The organism is Streptomyces sp. NPDC058457, from assembly GCF_042720695.1.
In the GTDB taxonomy this organism is placed as follows: Bacteria; Actinomycetota; Actinomycetes; order Streptomycetales; family Streptomycetaceae; genus Streptomyces.
The window spans coordinates 71,217-92,919 of record NZ_JBHXLU010000013.1 but is presented as its reverse complement, the minus strand read 5'-3'; the positions used below and the strand labels follow the sequence as shown (position 1 = coordinate 92,919).

At 71.6% G+C, this 21,703-nt stretch carries 14 protein-coding genes and 1 pseudogene; 7 read left to right on the top strand and 8 right to left on the bottom strand.

Annotated elements, in window-relative coordinates; translation table 11 throughout:
* Positions 1-98: 98 nt before the first annotated feature.
* The 3 genes from pepN (ACFWPS_RS13860) (at position 99) to ACFWPS_RS13850 (ending at position 4,567) form a co-directional block, all read left to right on the top strand.
* The gene (gene pepN / locus ACFWPS_RS13860; RefSeq protein WP_383704465.1) at positions 99-2,696 is read left to right on the top strand and encodes an aminopeptidase N; all 2,598 of its coding nucleotides are present in this window, start codon (positions 99-101) and stop codon (positions 2,694-2,696) included.
* A gap of 207 nt (positions 2,697-2,903) precedes the next feature.
* A complete protein-coding gene (locus ACFWPS_RS13855; RefSeq protein WP_383704463.1) occupies positions 2,904-3,941 on the top strand; it encodes a hypothetical protein in 1,038 nt (345 codons plus the stop codon).
* Between the two features lie 83 nt (positions 3,942-4,024).
* Complete coding sequence (locus ACFWPS_RS13850) at positions 4,025-4,567, top strand: GNAT family N-acetyltransferase (protein WP_383704461.1); 543 nt, start codon at positions 4,025-4,027, stop codon at positions 4,565-4,567.
* Between the two features lie 62 nt (positions 4,568-4,629).
* Here the strand turns inward: ACFWPS_RS13850 and ACFWPS_RS13845 are convergent, their stop codons facing one another.
* The 6 genes and pseudogenes from ACFWPS_RS13845 to ACFWPS_RS13820 all read right to left on the bottom strand — a co-directional run bounded on the left by ACFWPS_RS13845 (position 4,630) and on the right by ACFWPS_RS13820 (position 11,676).
* Positions 4,630-5,841, bottom strand: a complete 1,212-nt coding sequence (locus ACFWPS_RS13845; protein ID WP_383704587.1) for a glycosyltransferase — start codon at positions 5,839-5,841, stop codon at positions 4,630-4,632.
* 310 nt (positions 5,842-6,151) lie between these two features.
* Positions 6,152-7,377 (bottom strand): annotated as a pseudogene (locus ACFWPS_RS13840) (RNA polymerase sigma factor).
* A complete protein-coding gene (locus ACFWPS_RS13835) occupies positions 7,377-7,793 on the bottom strand; it encodes a YciI family protein (RefSeq protein ID WP_383704459.1) in 417 nt (138 codons plus the stop codon). Before ACFWPS_RS13835 ends, ACFWPS_RS13840 begins: the two are co-directional and overlap by 1 nt.
* A 135-nt stretch (positions 7,794-7,928) precedes the next feature.
* Positions 7,929-9,086 (bottom strand): serine hydrolase domain-containing protein, encoded by a 1,158-nt coding sequence (locus ACFWPS_RS13830; RefSeq protein WP_383704457.1) that lies wholly within the window; start codon positions 9,084-9,086, stop codon positions 7,929-7,931.
* A gap of 93 nt (positions 9,087-9,179) precedes the next feature.
* Complete coding sequence (locus ACFWPS_RS13825) at positions 9,180-10,967, bottom strand: TIGR03767 family metallophosphoesterase (protein WP_383704455.1); 1,788 nt, start codon at positions 10,965-10,967, stop codon at positions 9,180-9,182.
* Positions 10,968-11,211: 244 nt separating this feature from the next.
* Positions 11,212-11,676, bottom strand: coding sequence for an NUDIX hydrolase (locus ACFWPS_RS13820; RefSeq protein ID WP_383704585.1), 465 nt, complete (start codon positions 11,674-11,676; stop codon positions 11,212-11,214).
* Between the two features lie 242 nt (positions 11,677-11,918).
* Here ACFWPS_RS13820 and ACFWPS_RS13815 point away from each other — a divergent pair, with 242 nt between their 5' ends.
* Complete coding sequence (locus tag ACFWPS_RS13815; RefSeq protein ID WP_383704453.1) at positions 11,919-15,248, top strand: S8 family serine peptidase; 3,330 nt, start codon at positions 11,919-11,921, stop codon at positions 15,246-15,248.
* A 61-nt stretch (positions 15,249-15,309) separates the two neighbouring features.
* Here ACFWPS_RS13815 and ACFWPS_RS13810 read toward each other — a convergent pair whose 3' ends face one another.
* Together ACFWPS_RS13810 and ACFWPS_RS13805 are read right to left on the bottom strand one after the other, a co-directional pair.
* Positions 15,310-16,158, bottom strand: coding sequence for a hypothetical protein (locus ACFWPS_RS13810; RefSeq protein ID WP_383704451.1), 849 nt, complete (start codon positions 16,156-16,158; stop codon positions 15,310-15,312).
* A 2-nt stretch (positions 16,159-16,160) separates the two neighbouring features.
* On the bottom strand, positions 16,161-16,688 hold the full coding sequence (locus ACFWPS_RS13805; RefSeq protein ID WP_383704582.1) for an RNA polymerase sigma factor: 528 nt from the start codon (positions 16,686-16,688) through the stop codon (positions 16,161-16,163).
* Positions 16,689-17,018: 330 nt separating this feature from the next.
* Here ACFWPS_RS13805 and ACFWPS_RS13800 point away from each other — a divergent pair, with 330 nt between their 5' ends.
* The 3 genes from ACFWPS_RS13800 to pepN (ACFWPS_RS13790) all read left to right on the top strand — a co-directional run bounded on the left by ACFWPS_RS13800 (position 17,019) and on the right by pepN (ACFWPS_RS13790) (position 21,662).
* Positions 17,019-18,035, top strand: a complete 1,017-nt coding sequence (locus ACFWPS_RS13800) for an aspartate-semialdehyde dehydrogenase (protein WP_383704449.1) — start codon at positions 17,019-17,021, stop codon at positions 18,033-18,035.
* Between the two features lie 134 nt (positions 18,036-18,169).
* Positions 18,170-18,958, top strand: coding sequence for an SDR family NAD(P)-dependent oxidoreductase (locus ACFWPS_RS13795; protein WP_383704447.1), 789 nt, complete (start codon positions 18,170-18,172; stop codon positions 18,956-18,958).
* 130 nt (positions 18,959-19,088) lie between these two features.
* Entirely contained in the window at positions 19,089-21,662 is a 2,574-nt protein-coding gene (gene pepN, locus ACFWPS_RS13790) for an aminopeptidase N (RefSeq protein WP_383704445.1), read from the top strand.
* The last annotated feature ends 41 nt before the right edge of the window (positions 21,663-21,703 follow it).

The following is a 21,703-nucleotide window of genomic DNA, read 5'->3' as shown; positions in this document are numbered from 1 at the left end:
CGCCACCGGCCACCCCATTCCCGGGTGCCCGTCGTCAGGGGCACGTGGGAGGATCGGTGCTGTTCCGGCGTACCGACAACGATGAGGGAGTCCCGCCCGTGCCCGGTGAGAATCTGTCCCGCGACGAGGCCCGGGAGCGGGCCGCCCTGCTGTCGGTCGACGGATACGACGTGTCGCTGGACGTACGGTCCGCCGTCGGGGAGGGCCAGGACGAGCCGCGCACCTTCCGCTCGGTGACCACGATCCGCTTCCGCTGCAACGAGCCGGGGGCCGCGAGCTTCGCGGACCTGATCGCACCGAGCGTGACCGCCGTGACCCTGAACGGCAAGGACCTCGACCCCGGCGAGGTCTTCGACGGCACCCGGATCACCCTGGAGGACCTGGCCGCGGAGAACGAGCTGGTGGTGGACGCCCGGTGCGCCTACTCCCGCACCGGCGAGGGCCTGCACCGATTCGTCGACCCCGAGGACGGCGAGGTCTACCTCTACACGCAGTACGAGCCGGCCGACTCCCGCCGGGTCTTCGCGGGCTTCGAGCAGCCGGACCTCAAGGCGCCGTTCCGCTTCGAGGTGCGGGCGCCCGAGGAGTGGCGGGTGTGGAGCAACGGGGCGGGTGAACTCGCCGACGGTGTGTGGCGGTTCGCGGAGACGAAGCCGATCTCGACGTACATCACGTGTGTGGTGGCGGGGCCGTACCACTACGTCACGGACTCGTACTCCCGGACGTTCCCCGACGGCACGACGCTCGACATCCCCCTCGGCGCCCTGTGCCGCAAGGGCCTCGCCCCCTACTTCGACGCGGACGACGTCTTCCTGATCACCAAGCAGGGCCTGGACTTCTTCCACGACCGCTTCGACTACCCGTACCCGTTCGGGAAGTACGACCAGGCGTTCGTGCCCGAGTACAACCTGGGCGCGATGGAGAACCCGGGCCTGGTGACCTTCCGGGAGGAGTACATCTTCCGGGGCAAGGTGACCCAGGCGTCGTACGAGGCGCGCGCCAACGTGATCCTGCACGAGATGGCGCACATGTGGTTCGGCGACCTGGTCACCATGGTGTGGTGGGACGACCTGTGGCTGAAGGAGTCCTTCGCGGACTTCATGGGCACCTTCGCGAACGTCGGCGCGACCCGTTTCGAGAACGCCTGGACCACCTTCGCCAACCGCCGCAAGGCCTGGGCGTACCGTGCCGACCAGCTGCCCTCCACGCACCCGATCACGGCCGACATCCGCGACCTCCAGGACGCCAAGCTCAACTTCGACGGCATCACCTACGCCAAGGGCGCCTCGGTCCTCAAGCAGCTGGTGGCGTACGTCGGCCAGGACGCGTTCCTGGAGGGTGCCCGCCGCTACTTCAAGCGCAACGCGTACGGCAACACCCGCCTCGGCGACCTGCTGTCGGTCCTCGAGGAGACCAGCGGCCGGGACATGAGCGCCTGGGCCGCGAAGTGGCTGCAGACGGCGGGGGTGAACTCGCTGACCCCACAGGTGCTCCTTGACGGGGACGGCAGGGTGGCCGAGCTGGCCGTGCTGCAGGAGGCCGCTGTGATCGCCCCGGCGGACCACCCCGAGCTGCGTCCGCACCGGGTCGCGATCGGTCTGTACCGGCTGGAGGGCGGCGATCTGGTCCGGTACGCGCGTGCCGAGGCCGACGTCGACGGCCCGCGCACGGTGGTCGCGGAGCTGGCCGGCGCCGACGCCCCGGAACTGGTCCTGGTCAACGACGACGACCTCACCTACTGCAAGATCCGTTTCGACGAGACGTCGCTGGCGACCCTGCGCGGCCACCTCGGCTCGCTCACCGACCCGCTGGCCCGGGCGCTGTGCTGGTCGGCGCTGTGGAACCTGACCCGGGACGCACTGCTGCCCGCCCGGGACTTCGTCGACCTGGTGCTGCGGTTCGCGAGCCGCGAGTCGGACATCGGCGTGCTGCAGATGCTCCAGGCGTGGGCGGAGTCGGCGCTGGTGCACTATGTGGCGCCGCAGGGGCGGGAGACGGCCGGGCGGCTGCTCGCCGAGGGCGCCCTGCGGGAGCTGCGGCAGGCGGCGCCGGGCGGCGAGCACCAGCTGGCCTGGGCGCGGTTCTTCGCGTCGACGGCGGCGGACGGATCCGGCTTCCGGCTGCTCCAGGAGCTGCTGGCGGGCACGGCGAAGATCGACGGTCTGGACGTCGACCAGGAGCTGCGCTGGGCGTTCCTCGAACCCCTCGCCGCACACGGCTTCGCCGACGAGTCCGTGCTGGCGGCCGAGCTGGCCCGGGACGACACGGCGTCCGGCAAGCGCCACCAGGTGCGCTGCCTGGCCGCCCGCCCGTCGGCGGCCGTGAAGGCGCAGGCATGGGCGCAGGTCGTGGAGTCGCAGACGCTGTCCAACGCGCTGGTGGAGGCGACGATCGCGGGCTTCGCCCAGCCGTCGCAGCGGGAGCTGCTGGCGCCGTACGCGGAGAAGTACTTCGAGGTCATCGCCCGGATCTGGGAGGACCGCTCGATCCAGATCGGCATGGACGTGGTCCGGGGCCTGTATCCCTCGCTCCAGGACCGTCCTCAGACGCTGGAGGCGACGGACGCGTGGCTGACGGCCCACGCCGACGCGCCCCCGGCGCTGCGCCGCCTGGTCCTGGAGGCCCGGGACGACCTGGCACGGACGCTGCGCGGACAGGAGTGCGACGCGCAGGCCGTAGGGGCCCCCGCGAGCTGACCTTTGGCCACAGGTCGCCCTCCAGGTGACCGTTACGCAATTCAGTCAATCATGGCCGTAACCCCTGGTCCCCACCCATCCGGACCAGGGGTTTCCGGTCCCTACTCGGCACCCGAACACCCGTCCTTTAGTACCGCCTTGTCCGTATTCATCGACGAACGCGTAACACCGGTTAAGGACCCGGCCGGCCCAGGGAATCCCGAGGCCATGACCCACAACACCCCGCTCTCCCCCCGCCCCCTCCGCCACCTCTCCGACGTCCACCGCCGGGTGCTGACGACGGCCCAGCTCCGCTCGCACGGCGTCGCGGCCACCGAGATCGCCGAGCAGTGCCGGCCGGGCGGCCCCTGGCAGCAACTGCTGCCAGGCGTGGTACTGCTCCACCCCGGGCCGCCGACCAGCGAGGAACGCCTGCACGGGGCCCTCCTCTTCACGGCCCGCGAATCCGCCCCGGGCGTCCCGGCGCAGCCGACCCCGGACTCCCCGCACCGCCCGGTCTACGCGGACGCGATGATCACGGGCCTGGCGGCGCTGACCCTGCACGGTTTCTCCGCCACCCCGCCGCTGCTCTCCCTGGACCACGTGGACGTCCTGGTCCCGCGGATGCGCCGGCTGCGCTCCACCTCCTACGTCCGGGTGCTCCGCACCCCTGCCCTGCCGGCCCCCGAGACGGTGACGGGCCTCCCGGTCGCCCCGGTCCCCCGCGCCCTCGCGGACGCGGTGGCGGACCTCACCGACGCGGACGCGGTACGGCGGCTGCTGACCGAGGCGGTGCGCGGCGGCCACTGCGAACCGGCGGCGGTGGTAAGGGAGCTGAACCAGGCGAAGCTGCTCGCCCGCCCCCATGTGGTGGACGCCGTCGACTCCCTCGTCGCCGAGGGCCGGGCCATCGCGGAGGACCGCCTCTACCGGATGGTCCACGAGTACGGCCTGCCCGACCCGGTCTGGAACGTGGACCTGAGGCTGCCCGGCGGCCCCCACCTGGGCGGCCTCGACGCCTACTGGCCGGAGCAGGCGGTCGCCGTCGAGCTCGACACCCGCGCACCCCGTCAGGACGAGGACGCCCTGTGGTCCGAATACGCCCGCAAGCGGGAGCACCTGGAGCGGCTCGGCATCACGGTCGTGTACGTCACCCCGAAGAAGCTCCGCAATTCGATGGAGCAGCAGGCGGCGGTGGTCCGTACCGCCCTGATGGCGGCCGGCGACCGCGACCCCGCCGCCTACGTCGTGGTGCTGCCCCGGTAGGCAGGGAACGCGCAGCGCAGGGGCCGCCGGTTCGGAGGGGGACCGACGGCCTCTTCTCGCGCCCGGACACTAAAGTGACCGCGATGAGCGATGACGCCTCCGTGATACTGCGCCCCGCCCGCGAGGACGACCTCCCCCTGCTGGAGCGGTTTCTCTTCGACCCCGAGGCGGCGAGCCACTTCCAGTGGTTCGGCTGGCGGGACCCCGACCGCTTCCGGCGCCGCTTCGCGGAGAACGCTCTGCTCGGTCCTGACGGCGGCCAGTTGATCGTCGACGCCTCCGACGGCGCCACGTCCGGCGGCCCGTTCGGCTTCGTGTCCTGGCACAGGCTGACGACCGGCCCCACGTCCCACTGCTGGAGCGCCGGCATCGCCCTGGCGCCGGAAGCCCGTGGCCGGGGCATCGGAACCCGCGCCCAGCTCCTGCTCGTCCGCTACCTGTTCGCCCACACCCCGGTGCAACGGATCCAGGCCGAAACCGATTCGGAGAACATCGCCGAGCAACGCGCCCTGGAGAAGGCCGGTTTCACCCGCGAGGGTGTGATGCGCTCCGCCGTCTTCCGGGACGGCCGCTGGCGGGACTGCGTCCTCTACGGCGTCCTGCGCGACGACCCGCTGCCCGGGTAGCCGGCCCGCGTCCCGCCCCGCCCGCGCGGTGGTCGCGGCGGGCGAGGCGGACCGGCGGGGTGCTACTGCCCGGTGACGCCGGGGCGCAGTTCGTCGCGCACGTCGCCGACGACGTGGTCGAGCAGGTCGGCGTAGGCGGCGATCATCCGGGTACGGCTGAACCGCTCGCGGCTCGCCGCCAGCGCCGGAGCGAAGAGCTCCCTGTCGGCCACCGCCGCCGACCAGGCGAAGGCGATCGCGTCGGGGTCGAAGGGCGTCACGAACCCGTGCCCCTCGACGATCGACGCACTGTCGCCGACGTCCGTCGTGACCGGGACGGCGCCGCACATCATGCCCTCGATCAGGCAGAGCGGCGCCGCCTCGCCGGAGGCGGAGGTGAGGGCGACGACGTCGGACCCGGCGTAGACGGTCTCCATGTCGTGCCGTACGCCGAGCAGGTGCACGCGGTCGCCGAGGGCGGCCCGGTCGGCACCGAAGGCGACCTCGATGTCGGCCCAGAGGGCGGGGTTGTCCTCGGTCATCCCGGCCCCGCACATGACGACGTGCCCACCGCCCTCGCGGGCCAGCCACGCCCTGGCCGCCCGCAGGAAGAGCGGCACGTTCTTCATGCCGGCGTACCGGGCGGCGAACACGACGACGGGGGCGTCGGGAGCGGTGGCGGAGATGCCGAGGGACTCGCGGAAGGCGAGCCGCAGCGCCGCGTCCGGCCGGAAGCGGAGCAGGTCGACGCCGTTCGGGATCACGTGCAGCAGTTCGCCGGGGATCCCGGCGGCCTCGTACGCGTCCCGGGTGGACTCGGCGCAGCACACACAGGCGACCACGGTGCCGTCCGCGATGGCGGCCTTGAGTTCGTCCAGCGCCTGGCCCTGGTTCTCCGGGTCGGACCGGTGCAGGCAGACGACGACGGGGCGGCGGGGCAGCCCGGCCTGGTTGAGCAGCGCGAGCGGCTGCTCCTTCAGCGACAGGATGACGTCCGCACCGGCCATGGCCCGCGCCGTGTCGGCCAGCTCGGGCCCGCTGAAAACCGACGCCGCGACGGTGCCGTCGACGAGGCCGGCGGTGCGGCCCAGCGACGTCACCTCGACGCCACCGGCCGTAAGCGCGCGGTAACAGGCGTCGTCCTCCATGCGCTGCGTGGTGGCTTCTCGGTGGACCTCACCGTGCAGACTCAGCACGCGATGCCACTGCTGTCCGCCCTCTACCAGGCCGAGCAGCACATCACTGTGCACGATCCGGGCTCCCCCGGAGAAAAAACCCTCGTAGACCGAGAGCACACGAAGTCCGAGCCGAGCGCCCACACGAACACCTGCCTTGCACCAGATCGAGCCATCCCCGGGAACCGCGGGTTAGCCGATATGAGGCGGTACGGACGTTTCATTCGGATGAACGGAGTGTCTCGTGTCGGAGTCGGCTGCGTTTACAGGACGAGCGCCGGGCCCCCGGTCGGCAACTTCATTCCACTTCCCTCGCGGTCACCCTTCTGACCTGCGCTTTTACAAGGGCATCCGCATCCCCCGCACCCTCCGGACGAGGGCGGCCGACGGCAAAAAAACGGCAAGCGAGGCACCCGGACGCACGACGATGTCACCTGCCGCGGTCGGCGTCGAGGCGCGCGCCGGGATGTGCGTCGAGGTGTGCGCCGGGATGTGCGTTGAGGCGTGCGGCCCGGCGGGTCAGGTGGTCGCGTTCGGCGAGGTTGGGGGCCTTGCGGGCCGCCTCGGCGTACAGGCGTGCCGCGGTCGTCAGGTCGCCGTCGCGTTCGTGCAGGTAGGCGGCGACCGCGGTGTGCCGGGGCAGGGCGGGGTCCAGCTCGGCGAGCGCGGCCAGGCCGGCCCGGGGGCCGTCCGCCTCGCCGACGGCGACCGCGCGGTTGAGCCGGACGACCGGGTTGTCGGTCAGGCCCGCGAGTTCGTCGTACCACTCGACGATCTGCACCCAGTCGGTCTCGCCGGCGGTGGGCGCGTCCGCGTGCAGGGCGGCGATGGCGGCCTGGGCCTGGAACTCGCCGAGGCGGTCGCGGGCGAGGGCCGCCTGGAGGATCCCGATGCCCTCGGCGATCAGGCGGGTGTCCCATCGGCTCCGGTCCTGTTCGGCAAGGGGGACCAGGCTGCCGTCGGGTGCGGTCCTGGCGGCCCGCCGGGCGTGGTGGAGCAGCATGAGGGCGAGCAGCCCGGCCGCCTCGGGGTGGTCGATCGCGGCCGCGAGCTGTCGGGTGAGCCGGACGGCCTCGGCGGCGAGGTCGACGTCACCGGAGTAGCCCTCGTTGAAGACCAGGTAGAGGACGCGCAGCACGGTCGCGACGTCACCGGGCCGGTCGAGGCGGACGCCGGAGACCGTGCGCTTGGCGCGGCTGATCCTCCCCCACTGCCTTAAGGGCGTGGGAGGTGCCCCCAGGCCATGGTCGCCTCGGGCACCAGGTAGGCCCGGGCGATCTGTCGGGTGGTGAGGCCGCCGACGGCACGCAGGGTGAGCGCGACCGCGGCGGAGGGGGTGAGGGAGGGGTGGGCGCAGAGGAAGTAGAGCCGGAGGGTGTCGTCCGCCGCGGGGACGGGACCGGGCGGCGGCTCCTCGTCCACGCGGTCCTCGCGCCGGCGGCGGGCGGTGTCGGCGCGGGTCGCGTCGAGGAACCGCCGCCAGGCCACGGTGACCAGCCAGCCCTTCGGGTCCCGCGGCGGGTCGGCGGGCCAGACACGGACCGCCTCGACCAGCGCCTCCTGCACGGCGTCCTCGGCCGCCGCGAAGTCGGCTCCGCGGCGGACGAGGACGGTGAGCACGCTCGGGGTGAGGCTCCTGAGCGAGACCTCGTCCATCAGTGGCATGACTCCGTGATGGTGGGCGGCGCGGCCAGGAAGGGGCGCACCTCCAGCCACTCGTGGATCGGCTTCCCGCCTGCCCCGGGAGCGGCCGACAGTTCACCGGCCAGCTCCACGGCGCGCTCGTGGCTGTCGACGTCGATCACCATCCAGCCGGCGATGAGGTCCTTGGTCTCGGCGAACGGGCCGTCGGTGACCGGCGGGCGCCCCTCGCCGTCGTACCGGACCCACATCCCCTCGGGGGCGAGGGCCTGGCCGTCGACGAACTCGCCGGACTTCTCCAGCCGGGCGGCGAAGTCCTGCATGTACCGCACGTGGGCCGAGATCTCCTCCGGCGTCCACCGGTCCATGGGCACGTCGTCGGCCGGGGCCGGGGCGCCGCGGTAGTGCTTCAGCAGCAGGTACTTGGCCATCGTGGTTCTCCTCGGTGCCGGTACGGCCCATTGTGGCCGCCTTCACCCCGGGGACGGAGCCGGCCACGGGTTCTCGACATCGCCGGCCGAAGTTTTTTTCCGGGCCCGGCGACCGCGGTGCCCGGCCCCCGTGGCTCAGCCCCCGCAGAACTCCGCCGCGACCACCGCGTCCTTGTCGCCGGTCCAGTCGGCGTTGAAGTTGAGGGCCAGGGCGTGGCGGCCGTCGGGGGTGGTGGCCGCGACGGAGGAGGAGCCGTGGATGCCGCCGTCGTGGCCCCAGACGTGGACGCCGCAGGGGAGGGTGGCGTCCATCAGGCCGAGGCCGTACGCGATGTTGGGGTCGCCGGGGATCGGGGTGGTGGTCTTCATCTCCTTCAGCTGGCGAGGGGGGAGCAGCCTGCCGCGCAGGAGGGCCTCGTAGAAGCGGGTCAGGTCGGCGGAGGTGGAGATCATCTCGCCGGCGGAGGAGGCCATGGAGGGGTTGAGGGTGGTGACGTCGTAGGTGGGGCCCGTCGTCGTCTCGGCGAGTTTCGAGTAGGCGCGGCTGCTCGGGCGCGGCAGGGTGGTGCGGGTGCCGGGGAGGGAGGTGCCGGTCAGGTGGAGGGGCCTGATCACCCGGTCGGTGATCTCCCGGGCGTACGAGTGGCCGGTCACCGCCTTGATGACCATGCCGGCGAGCACGTAGTTGGTGTTCGAGTAGGCCCAGCTGGTGCCCGGGGCGAAGCCGGGCTCGTGCTTCATCGCGATCGCCACAAGACCGGCGGGCGTCAGCGTGTCGTAGCGGTGCCGGAAGAAGCCGTCCTTGAGGAAGTACGTGCGGCCGAAGTCGTCGTCCGCGGTGTAGTTGAAGATGCCGCTGGTGTGGTTGAGGAGCTGGCGGACGGTGATGCGGCGGCCGTCGTTGCCGTGGCCGGCGACCACGCCCGGCAGCCACTTGTCCACCGTGTCGTCGAGCGACAGCCGGCCCTCCGCCTCCAGCTGGAGCAGCACCGTGGCCACGAAGGTCTTCGTGATGCTTCCGACCCGGTAGCGGTCGGCCGCGGACCGCGGGGCGCCGGTGCGGGCGTCGCCCACCCCGGCCGTCGCCGACCAGGTGGAGCGGGCGTCCCGGGCGGTGGCCGTCGCCCCGGGGACGCCGCCCTCGACCGCGGCCTCGACCGCCTTGCGGGTGGCCTGGTGGCCGGCCGCGGCTGCCGTCGGCGCCGGCCCGGCCGGGGCCGCCAGCGCCGGTCCCGCGAGCGCTGCAGACAGGGCCAGTGCGGTGGCCGTCACCAGCGTCGTACGTACGGACATGTCTCTCCCCCAGTGGAGTCGTCGTACTCGGTCGGGGGGAGGGACACCGTCCTGATCGGCGAGGTTGCCCGGCTTGGACTGGTTGACCTGTTCTCAGCCCTTCTTCAGCACCAGCTCCGTGTTCCGGTCCGTCGTGCTGCCGCCCAGGACCTTGCTGGAACCGGGTGCGTTGAAGGCCAGTTCGCGGTAAAGGGCGGCGAGGCCGGTCTGGGAGAGGTCGGAGAAGTCGGTGCGGTGCGGGGCGGCCGACTCGATCAGGGTGGTGAAGAGGGAGATCGTGCCGTCCTTGTTGTCCGCGAGCTCGACGACCCGGGCGAGCTGGGGGTAGTCGACGTGCGAGGCGGTGGTGATCTCCCAGAAGGAGTTGCCGTTCGAGGCCTTGTGCGGGGTGATGAGGTTGCGGTGGATGTGACCGTTCACCCAGGCCAGCACGTTGGCGTGGCGGTTGAGCAGGGTGACCAGCTCGGCGCCCGTGTGGCGGCCGTCGCTCGGGTGGGCCGGGTCGGGACGGGTGTTGGTCATCGTCTGGCTGGTGTGGTGGCTGAAGACGACCGCGTAGGAGTCCTTGTTCTCCTTCAGGGTCTGCTCCAGCCAGGTCAGTTGGGCCGTTCCGATCGATCCGTCGTAGTGGCCGCCCGCATCCGTCGTGTCGAGGCTGATGCCGATGACGTCGTCGGAGATACGGAAGGCGTAGTACTGGGTGCCCGCGGCCACGTTGGCGCTGGAGTAGCCGTGGCCGACCGGGCCGAGTCCCTGGTAGGCCGGGTCCAGGTGGGCCTTCAGGTAGTCCGCGGAGGTGTACGGGGCCCGCTTCTCGTCCGCGGTGACCGAGCGCATCGACCGGGCGTGGGCCTTCAGGAAGTCGCGGTAGCCGCTGCCCTTGGGGTCCTTGGCGGTGCGGATGGAGTCCTGGAGCTTCTTGGCCTCGGCGTCGGTCACCGTCATCAGCTTCTTGCCGCCGATCGCGGCCGCGGCGAGCCAGGGGTCGGCGTGCGAGCCGAAGCAGCCGAGCGGCAGGGCGTCGTGGTTGCCGACCGTGGAGTACCAGGGCAGGTTGAGGCCGGGGCTCCTCACCTCGCGGATCGCGGCGGCCAGGTAGCCGGCGAGGTGCGGGAAGCCGAGCGCCTTGTCGCCGTCGCGGACGGTGGCGGAGGCCTGCCAGTACAGCTTGAGGCCGCTGTTCTGGACGCCCTCGTAGTGCTTGGGGTCACCGGTGTTGGGGGTGATCCGGCCGCCGCTCATCACCTTCATGAACCACTCCAGTTCGGAGTGGGCGTTGTTGTCGGTGTTGTCGCCGGTCGTCATCACGAAGTGCAGCGGCGAGCCGGTGACCGGGGCGCCGCGCAGTGCGTTGACCCGCTCGACGAGCGAGATGGCGCCGGGCACGGTGAGCGCCTCGTGCGGGCGCCAGGCGTGCGGGTCGTGGGCGCGCAGGAACTCAAGACGCAGCGGGTGCTGGACGTCCATCAGGTGCAGGTCGGTGAACTGCACGAACGCGGCGAGGGCGGTACGGCGGCTCGCCCGGCCGGACTTGGCGGCGGCCAGGTCGGAGCGCACGACGCGCGACCAGCCGGCGCCGTCGCCGAGCCGCCGGTAGCCGGAGCTGGTGCGGGGTGCGGCGACGGAGGCGAGGGTGGTGCCCTTGGTGTAGGGGGCGAGGGGGGCCGCGGCGGCCTGGCGGCCCTCGGCGACCGGCTGCTGCTCCTCGGCCGCGGCGGGGACGGCGGGGGTGGCCTCGCTGTCGGTGGGGCGCAGGGCGAATCCGACGCCTGCGGAGAGCGAGACGGCTCCGGCGGCGGCGAGCACGGTACGGCGGTTGATCTCCAGTGCCTCGCGGCCCTTGTGGGCCGCGGAGGTGGCGACAGAGCGTATGCGCGACATGGCGCGATCTCCCCGAGTACGAACGCGTCGGCAGTGGTCACGGGCGATCGCTTCCGCGAACTTCCCGCTCACTTTGGATCGTTGGCACCGGGGGTGACCTGCGCGTGAACACGGCGGCAACGCGCAGCGCCGATCACCGTACGTGGATCAGGCGAGGTGGGGACCGGTCATGGAGCGGATCACGGGCGTCCGGGGCCCGGCTACTCCGCGTTCATCTGCCGGGGTAGGGGAGGGTCTCCGGCCCTTACGCCTGCTCTTCCGCAAACCGCCCCGCCGCCGGCCGCTCCCGCCACAGCCGCAGGGCGACGTCGACCAGCCGGATGTGCCTGAGGGACGCAACGGCGTCCAGGTCCTGCCAGGCGGCCATGTCGGTGGAGCCGTCGACCTCGTTGCGCAGTTCGCCGCCGACGATCTCGCCGGTGTAGATGATCCGCACGCCGTGGTGGTCGGTGGCGGGGCGCCGCAGGCCCGCGCGGGGGAAGCGGAGACGGTTCGAGTCGATGCCCAGCAGGCCGGTCACCTCGATGCGGTAGCCGGTCTCCTCCATGAGTTCGCGGCGGACCGTGTCGTAGGGGTCCTCGCCGTGCTCCATGCCGCCGCCGGGCAGGACCCACTCGGGTGTGCCGTCGTCGGCCGGTGACCGGGCGAGCAGGATCTGACCGTCACGGACACACACGGCGTAGGCCGCCACCCTGAGCTTCTCGCGCACGTCGGCACGGTAGGTCGTCGGACGCGCGGTGGCCACCGGGTTTCCGCGACGGGACCGGGAAACGGCCGCGGGACGACCGGGGGGTGACCGGGGGCCGACCGGGGGTTTTCCCCATACGTTCATATCAATTCGGTCAACGTTCCCAAAAGTCCGTTCCCTTGGGAAAAGCTATGCGACTACGCGCCGGACATGACCATGTCCGGCCGCCTCCACGCTCGTTCCTTTACCTACAAGGGATGCAGATGACCCTCACCCCCCAGCACGAGCCGATACCGGGCCACAGACGCCTGGGCCGGATAGCCGTCGCCGTCGGTGTCGTGGCCGCGCTCTCCGCCGCCGGGCCGGTACCCCTGGCCGCCGCCGCGGCCCCGGCCCGCGCCGCCGCCACCGCCGACCCCGGCGTCAAGTCGGCCCACGACAAGCTCGGTTCGGACGACGCGGAACTGCTCGCCGAGGCCAAGTCCGACGGCACCAAGAACGTCACGATGATGATCGCGACCGCGCCGGGCCAGACCGAGCAGGTCGCCGACGAGCTGGACGCGGTCAAGGGCGGCCTGGTGGGCCGTACGTACGACAAACTCGGTTACGTCCGGGCCACCGTCCCCACCGGGCGGGCGGACGCGGCGATCGCCGCCGCCGCGAAGCTGTCCTCGGTGCACGCGATCGACCTGCGCCAGGAGATCCAGCTCGACGACCCGACGGCGACGGACGGCAACGCCAAGTCCGCCAAGACCACGGCCGCGAAGACCACGGCCGCCAAGGCCACTTACTCGGGGCCGAACAAGAACACCCCCGCCGAGAACCCCTACAACCCCTCCTTCGAGACGGGCGCCGTCGACTTCGTCAAGGAGCACCCGAAGGCGGACGGCCGGGGCATCACCATCGGCATCCTGGACTCCGGCGTGGACCTCGGCCACCCGGCGCTGCAGAAGACCACCACCGGCGAGCGGAAGATCGTCGACTGGGTGACCTCGACCGACCCGGTCAACGACGGCGACGGCACCTGGCGGCGGATGACCGCCCCGGCCTCCGGCCCGGCGTTCTCCATCACCACGGCCAGCCAGGGCACCGAGACGTTCAAGGCGCCCGCGGGTTCGTACAAGTTCAACTACATGTACGAGTCCGCCACCACCGGTGGCGACATGAAGGGCGACCTGAACCGCGACGGCGACACGACCGACGCCTGGGGTGTCCTGTACGACCCGGCCTCCGGCACCGTGCGCGTCGACAGCAACGACAACCTGGACTTCACCGACGACGTACCGATGAAGCCGTACAAGGACGGCTACCAGATCGGCTACTTCGGCACGGACGACCCGTCCACGGACGTCGTCGAGCGCATCCCGTTCGTGGTCGAGATCCGCAAGGACGTCGTCTACAACGCGTCCGGCGCGAAGGCCGACTACGTCAACATCGGCGTCATCGAGTCCGAGCACGGCACCCACGTCGCCGGCATCACCGCCGCCAACGGCCTGTTCGGCGGCAAGATGAACGGCGCGGCCCCGGGCGCGAAGATCGTCTCGTCCCGGGCCTGCACCTGGACCGGCGGCTGCACCAACGTCGCCCTCACCGAGGGCATGATCGACCTGGTCACGAACCGGGGCGTCGACATCGTGAACATGTCGATCGGCGGCCTCCCGGCGCTGAACGACGGCAACAACGCCCGCGCCGAGCTGTACACGCGGCTCATCGACACCTACGGCGTGCAGCTCGTGATCTCGGCGGGCAACTCCGGCCCGGGTGCGAACACCATCGGCGACCCCGGTCTCGCCGACAAGGTGATCTCGGTCGGCGCGGCGATCTCCAAGGAGACCTGGGCCGCCAACTACGGCTCCCAGGTGACCACCAAGTACCAGCTGCTCCCCTTCTCCTCGCGCGGCCCGCGTGAGGACGGCGGCTTCACGCCGACCCTGGTCGCGCCGGGCGCCGCGATCAACAGCACCCAGACCTGGCTGCCGGGCTCCCCGGTCGCCGAGGCGGGCTACTCGCTGCCGGCCGGCTACTCGATGCTCCAGGGCACCTCGATGGCCTCCCCGCAGGCGGCGGGCGCGAGCGCGCTGCTGCTGAGCGCGGCCAAGGAGAAGGGCATCGCCCTCTCCCCCGCCGACCTGCGCACCGCACTGACCTCGACGGCCCGTCACATCAAGGGTGTCCAGGCGTACGAGGAGGGTGCGGGCCTGATCGACATCGTCGACGCCTGGGAGTCCATCCGCGACCACGCCACCGCGCACGAGTACACCGTGAAGGCGCCCGTCGACACCGCGATCGACTCCGCGCTGAAGACCCCGGGCTACGGCACCGGGCTCTACGACCGCGAGGGCGGCCTCAAGGTCCGGCAGAAGAAGACGTACGACGTCACCATCACCCGCACCTCCGGCGCGGACAAGGCGATCCGGCACGAACTGCACTTCGAGAACAACGCCGGGCACACCTTCAAGATCCTCGGCCCGGACGAGGTGACGCTGCCGCTGAACCAGCCGGTGACGGTCAAGGTGCAGGCCAAGCCGAAGAGTTCGGGCATCAAGTCCGCGATCCTGGAGGTCGACGACCCGCGTACCGAGGGCGTCGACAAGCAGATCCTGACGACCGTCGTGGTGTCGACCCCCGTCGACTACACCTACTCGGCGTCGAGTTCGGTGCAGCGCAACAGCTCCACCTCGTACTTCGTGACCGTCCCCGAGGGCGCCAAGACCCTTGAGGTCGCGATGAGCGGGCTCGCCGACAAGAGCCAGACGCGGTTCATCGCCATCCACCCGTACGGCGTCCCGGTCGACAACACCGGTACCCCGTACTGCTACAACAACTACCTGAACGGCAACGGCTGCACGCCCGACGTCCGTTCGTACGCCGACCCGCAGGCCGGGGTCTGGGAGATCGAGGTCGAGGCGCGCCGCACCTCGCCGCTGCTCGACAACCCGTACAAGCTGGGCGTCACCGTGCTCGGCGCGGCCTTCGACCCGGAGACCGTGACCGTGCCCGAGGCCAAGGTGGGCACCCCGGTCACCGCGTCCTGGAAGGTGACCAACGAGTTCGCCGCCCTCGACGGCAAGCTGGTCGGCGGCCCGCTCGGCTCCTCGAAGACCACCCGCCCGGCCATCAAGGAGGGCGAGACCCAGACCACGACGGTGACCGTGCCGGAGGGCGCGACCTCGCTGGACGTGGCGATCGGCAACGTGTCGGACGCCTCGGCCGACCTGGACCTGACCGTGTACGACGCGTCCGGCACCCAGGTCGCGCAGTCCGCCGACGGCGACTCGGAGGAGGCGGTCTCCGTCGCCTCGCCGGCCGCCGGGACCTACACGATCGAGGTCGCGGGCTACTCGGTCCCGTCCGGCTCCACCGACTACGACTACCGGGACGTGTTCTTCTCCGCCGCGCTCGGTTCCGTCACGGTCGACGGGTCCACGCCGGTGAAGCTCGGCACGGGTGCCTCGGCCACGGTGACCGGCCAGGTCACGGCGGCCGCGGCGGCCCCCGAGGGACGCGAGTTCTTCGGCCGGGTCCAGCTGGTCAACGCGCGCGGCACGGCCGCGGGCACCGGCAGCGTGAAGATCGAGAAGGTCACGCAGTAGGACGCGCGGGGCACAGCGGTACGAGGGGCGGGCGTCCTGCGGGGCGCCCGCCCCTCCGTTTTCACTTCCGGCAGGTCAGGGTCCGCGACTCGGGCAGGTCCCGGACGATCCAGGACCGCTCCCGGGCGATCGCCGGCTCCCCGACCGCGTACCGGTCGGGCACCTGCTGCCCGGCCGTGATGCCGACCAGGAGGCGGGCACCCGTGCGGACCCGGGCGTCGGTGCCGTCCTCGAAGAGGAACTCCACCTCCTCGGTGGTCTTCGCCGGTTTGTAGGCGCGGGTCACGCGCAGGGTGACGCGTTCCTCGCCGGAGCCCGCGAGCTGCTGCACCCCCGTGACCGTGCCCTCGACGACCAGCCGGGCGCAGGCGAGGTAGCCGGGGCCGCCGGTACTCTCCTTGCCGCCCTGGCCGGCCGTGCCCGACGCGCTGCTGCTGTCGGCCTTGTCGGCGCCGGCACCGTTCGACATGGCGCTCGAACCGCCGTTCGCCGCGAGCCAGCCGATGCCGAACACGGCCCCGGCGAACGCGGCCGCGAGGGCACCGGCGAAGCCGAGGGCACGGACGCCGGGGTGCTGCCAGGGGCGGCGGCGCCCGGCCGGACGGGGGCGCGGCCGGGGTGCCGCGGGCGGCGGCTCGGCCAGGGTGTCGCCGATGATCCCGAGCTGTTCGCGCAGGAGCGCGAGGTCGGCGGTGGCGGCGCGGTGCTCGGCCATGAAGGCGGGGTCGGCGCGCCGCTCGGCGGAGAGCGGCTCGTCCATGAGGACGGCGAACAGGGCGTCTGTCTCCTCCTCGCCCCGGCCGTCGTATCGCTCGCGACCGTCGTATCGCTCATGGCCGTCGTGTCGCTCGCGGTCGTCGTATCGCTCGCGGTCGTCGTGTCGCTCGCGGTCGTCGTGTTCGGCGGTCATGCTCACACCACCTCGTCCTCGTGCAGGCGGGCGCGCAGGGCCCGTACCGCCGTGTGCAGCCGGCTCTTGACCGTGCCCTCGGGGATGCCCAGTTCCTCGGCTATCCCGCGGACCGGCAGGTCGGCGTAGAAACGCAGGACGAGGATCTGGCGCTGGGCGTCCGGCAGTTCGTCCAGGCCGCGGGCGACGGCGACGGAGAGCAGCCTGCTGTCCTCTCCGGAGGCGTGGTCGGGCTGGCGGAGGGAGGCGAGCCGTTCGCCGAGCCGTTCCTGGCGGCGCTTGGCGCGGTGCCAGTCCATGGCGAGGTGCGAGGCGACGACCGCCGCCCACGCCGACACGTCCCGCGGCGCCTCCTGGCCGCCGGCGGCCCGCTCCAGCAGCCGCAGGCGGACCTGCTGTACCCCGTCCAGCAGGTCCGCCTGCGGTACGCCGCCCAGCGCGAGCACCGCGCGCACCCGGCGCTCCTGGTCCGCGTCCAGAGGATCACCGTGCTGGTCCCCCTGGGCGCGACGGGCCTTTCTGCGCAGCACAACCCACCCCCTCACCGCGTTTCTCCTACGACGCCGCGGCACCCGGAAACGTTCGGCCGGATTCCCGGAAATATTCTCCGCGGCATCCGAGGGGCGGCCGAGGCGCCTTCCGAGGCGTACGTCACACCGGCGCGCGGGGCAGCACAGCTTGCGGCACGACGGCCAGGTGGAGGTAATTTCTGCAGCTCAGCAGGGGTGTGAGCGGGAGTTCCACGGGCCGGCTGGTCCAGTCGGTGGGCATGCCGGGCAAAGAATTGGACAGGTGGACCCCGGTCGGCCGCATGATGGAAAGGCCGCAGACACAGGTCAACGTATGCAGAGGGAGTCGCCGTGAGGGTCGGAATCGTCGGAGCCACCGGTCAGGTCGGCACGGTCATGCGCAGGATCCTCGCGGAGCGCAACTTCCCGACCACGGAGCTGCGCCTGTTCGCCTCGGCCCGCTCGGCCGGGACCGTGCTCGACGGTGTGACTGTGGAGGACGCGGCGACCGCCGACTACACCGGCCTGGACATCGTGCTGTTCTCGGCGGGCGGGGCCACCTCCAAGGCGCTCGCGGAGAAGGTCGCCGCCCAGGGGGCCGTCGTCATCGACAACTCCTCCGCCTGGCGCAAGGACCCCGAGGTCCCGCTGGTCGTCTCCGAGGTGAACCCGCACGCGATCGCCGACCGCCCCAAGGGCATCATCGCCAACCCGAACTGCACCACGATGGCCGCGATGCCGGTCCTGAAGGTGCTGGACGCCGAGGCGGGCCTGCAGGCGCTGGTCGCCACCACCTACCAGGCGGTGTCCGGCTCCGGTGTCGCGGGCGTCGCGGAGCTGCACGGGCAGGTGCAGAAGGTCGCCGCCGACGCGGACAAGCTCACCCACGACGGCGGGGCGGTCGACTTCCCCGAGCCGCAGGTCTACAAGCGGCCCATCGCCTTCAACGTCCTGCCCTTCGCCGGCAACCTCGTCGAGGACGGTCTGAACGAGACCGACGAGGAGCAGAAGCTGCGCAACGAGTCCCGCAAGATCCTGGAGCTTCCCGGCCTCAAGGTCTCCGGCACCTGTGTCCGCGTCCCGGTGTTCTCCGGGCACTCCCTCCAGGTCAACGCCCGGTTCGCCCGCCCGATCTCCCCGGAGCGGGCGACCGAGCTGCTCGCCGACGCGCCCGGCGTCGAGCTGTCCGACATCCCCACCCCGCTGCAGGCGGCCGGCCGGGACCCGTCGTACGTCGGCCGGATCCGCCGCGACGAGACGGTGGAGAACGGCCTCGCGCTCTTCATCTCCAACGACAACCTCCGCAAGGGGGCTGCGCTGAACGCCGTGCAGATCGCTGAGCTGGTGGCGGCGGAGCTGTCTTCGTAGGCGCCGGGCGCCTCGGGGGGGTGCGGGGATCGGCCGTCGCGCGGGTGCGGGCGCGTGGGGGCTGGTCGCGCAGTTCCCCGCGCCCCTGAAGGGGCGATGATGCTCACGTTCGTCATCCAGGGGAGCCACCACATATGAGCAACAGTCGGCCGTCGTGTGACAGGTCGCTTGTCCTCGACGGCAAGGTCGCCATGATCACGGGGGCGTCCAGCGGGATCGGGGCGGCCGCGGCGCGGCTGTTCGCGCGGGAGGGGGCTGCAGTCGTGCTGACGGCGCGGCGCGCGGAGCGGCTGCGGGCGCTGGCCGAGGAGATCTCCGCGGACGGCGGGCGGGCCCTCGCCGTGCCGGCGGACGTGGCCTCGGCCGAGGAGGTGGAGCGGGTCGTGCGTACGGCCGTCGACGCCTTCGGACGGCTCGACTGCGCCTTCAACAACGCCGGGTTCGGCACCGCCGGCACCGACCTGCACGAGACCGGCCAGGACGTCTACGAGCAGACCATGGACGTCAACGTGCGGGGTGTCTGGAACTGTCTGCGCTCCCAGGTCCCCGTGATGCTCCGCGACGGCGGCGGCACCATCGTCAACACCTCCAGTGTCGCGGGGCAGCGGGCCACCGGGGCCTCGGCCGCGTACGTGGCCGCCAAGCACGCCGTCCTCGGGCTCACCCGGGCCGCCGCAGCCGAGTACGGCAAGCGCGGCATCCGCGTCAACGCGCTGGTGGTGGGCAGCACGCGCACCGAGATGATGGACCGGGTCGTCCGTGAACTGCCCGAGCTGGGCAAGCAGTTCGAGGAGGAGACGCTGCAGAAGCGGATGGCCGACCCCGTCGAGGTGGCCCAGGCCGCGCTCTGGCTGTGCAGCGACCGGTCCTCCTTCGTCACCGGTGCGGCCGTCCCGGTCGACGGAGGCACCACGGCCGTCTGAGGCACCGCACGACCCGGGGAGGCGGTCCGAGGCCCCCCGACCGTGCGATCTCTGGGGTTTTCCCTCGTCGCCCTCGTCCACGCTCCCGTGGAAGGATGGCGCAACCCACACATAACGAGGAGATGACCGCGTGCCTGGCACAAACCTGACTCGCGAAGAGGCACAGCAGCGGGCGAAGCTGCTCACCGTTGACTCGTACGAGATCGATCTCGACCTCTCCGGCGCGCAGGAGGGCGGTACCTACCGGTCCGTGACCACGGTGCGCTTCGACGTCGCCGAAACCGGCGCCGAATCCTTCATCGACCTGGTGGCCCCGGCGGTCCACGAGGTCACCCTGAACGGTGATCCGCTGGACCCCGCCGAGGTCTTCGCCGACTCCCGGATCGCGCTGCCCGGCCTGCTGGCGGGCCGTAACGTCCTCCGTGTCGCCGCCGACTGCGCGTACACCAACACGGGTGAGGGTCTGCACCGGTTTGTCGACCCCGTCGACGAGCAGGCGTACCTCTACACCCAGTTCGAGGTGCCGGACGCCCGCCGGGTCTTCGCCTCCTTCGAGCAGCCCGACCTGAAGGCGACCTTCCAGTTCACCGTGAAGGCGCCGACCGGCTGGACGGTCGTCTCGAACTCGCCGACGCCCGAGCCCAAGGACGACACCTGGGTCTTCGAGCCGACGCCCCGCATCTCGTCGTACATCACCGCCCTGATCGTGGGTCCGTACCACTCGGTGCACAGCGTGTACGAGAAGGGCGGCCAGTCGGTGCCGCTGGGCATCTACTGCCGTCCCTCCCTCGCCGAGTTCCTCGACTCGGACGCGATCTTCGAGGTGACCCGGCAGGGCTTCGACTGGTTCCAGGAGAAGTTCGACTACGCCTACCCGTTCACCAAGTACGACCAGCTGTTCGTGCCGGAGTTCAACGCGGGCGCGATGGAGAACGCGGGCGCGGTGACCATCCGCGACCAGTACGTCTTCCGGTCCAAGGTGACCGACGCGGCGTACGAGACGCGCAGCGAGACCATCCTGCACGAGCTGGCCCACATGTGGTTCGGCGACCTGGTCACCATGGAGTGGTGGAACGACCTGTGGCTGAACGAGTCGTTCGCCACCTACACCTCCATCGCCTGCCAGGCGTACGCCCCCGGGTCGCGCTGGCCGCACTCGTGGACAACGTTCGCCAACTCCATGAAGACCTGGGCGTACCGGCAGGACCAGCTGCCCTCCACGCACCCGATCATGGCCGAGATCCGCGACCTGGACGACGTGCTCGTCAACTTCGACGGCATCACGTACGCCAAGGGCGCGAGTGTTCTCAAGCAGCTCGTCGCGTACGTCGGCATGGACGAGTTCTTCAAGGGCGTGCAGGCGTACTTCAAGCAGCACGCGTACGGCAACACGCGCCTGTCCGACCTGCTGGGCGCCCTGGAGGAGACCTCCGGCCGTGATCTGAGCACCTGGTCGCAGAAGTGGCTCCAGACGGCCGGCATCAACATCCTGCGCCCGGAGGTCGAGACAGACACCGACGGTGTCATCACCTCCTTCGCCATCCGCCAGGAGGCCCCGGCGCTGCCCGCCGGCGCCAAGGGCGAGCCCACGCTCCGCCCGCACCGCATCGCGATCGGCCTGTACGACCTCGACGAGGCGACCGGCAAGCTGGTCCGCGAGGACCGGATCGAGCTGGACGTGGACGGCGAGCTGACGGCCGTACCGCAGCTGGTCGGCCGCCCGCGCCCGGCGGTGTTCCTGCTCAACGACGACGACCTGTCGTACGCGAAGGTCCGCCTCGACGAGGAGTCCCTGCACTTCGTCACCGAGCACCTCGGCGACTTCGAGTCCTCCCTCCCCCGCGCCCTGTGCTGGGCGTCCGCCTGGGACATGACCCGCGACGCCGAACTCCCCACCCGCGAGTACCTGTCCCTCGTGCTGTCCGGCATCGGCAAGGAGTCGGACATCGGTGTCGTCCAGTCCCTGCACCGCCAGGTGAAGCTGGCCATCGAGCTGTACGCCGACCCGGCCGCCCGTGAGGCCCTGCTCACCCGCTGGACCGACGCGACGCTGGCCCACCTGCGGTCCGCCGCACCGGCGAGCGACCACCAGCTGGCCTGGGCCCGCGCCTTCGCGGCCACCGCCCGCACGCCGGAGCAGCTGGACCTCCTGGAGAGCCTGCTGGACGGCACCCACACCATCGAGGGCCTGGCCGTCGACACCGAACTGCGCTGGGCGTTCGTGGAGCGGCTGGCGGCGGTCGGCCGCTTCGACGAGGCGGAGATCGCGGGCGAGTACGAGCGGGACCGGACGGCTGCGGGTGAGCGGCACGCGGCCACCGCCCGCGCCGCCCGCCCGACCGAGGAGGCGAAGGCGGAGGCGTGGGCGTCGGTCATCGACTCCGACAAGCTGCCGAACGCCGTGCAGGAAGCGGTGATCGGCGGCTTCGTCCAGACCGACCAGCGTGAGCTGCTGGCGCCGTACACCGACAAGTACTTCGAGATCCTGAAGTCGGTGTGGGACTCCCGCTCGCACGAGATCGCCCAGCAGATCGCGATCGGCCTCTACCCGTCCCTGCAGGTCTCCCAGGAGACCCTCACCAGGACGGACACCTGGCTGGCCGCGGCCCGGCCGAACGCGGCCCTGGCCCGTCTCGTCTCGGAGTCCCGCGCGGGCGTCGAGCGCGCCCTGAGGGCCCAGGCGGCGGACGCGGCCGCCCAGTAGGGGGTACGGCGGTGGGGTGCCCGGTCCGATCTGCACCGGGC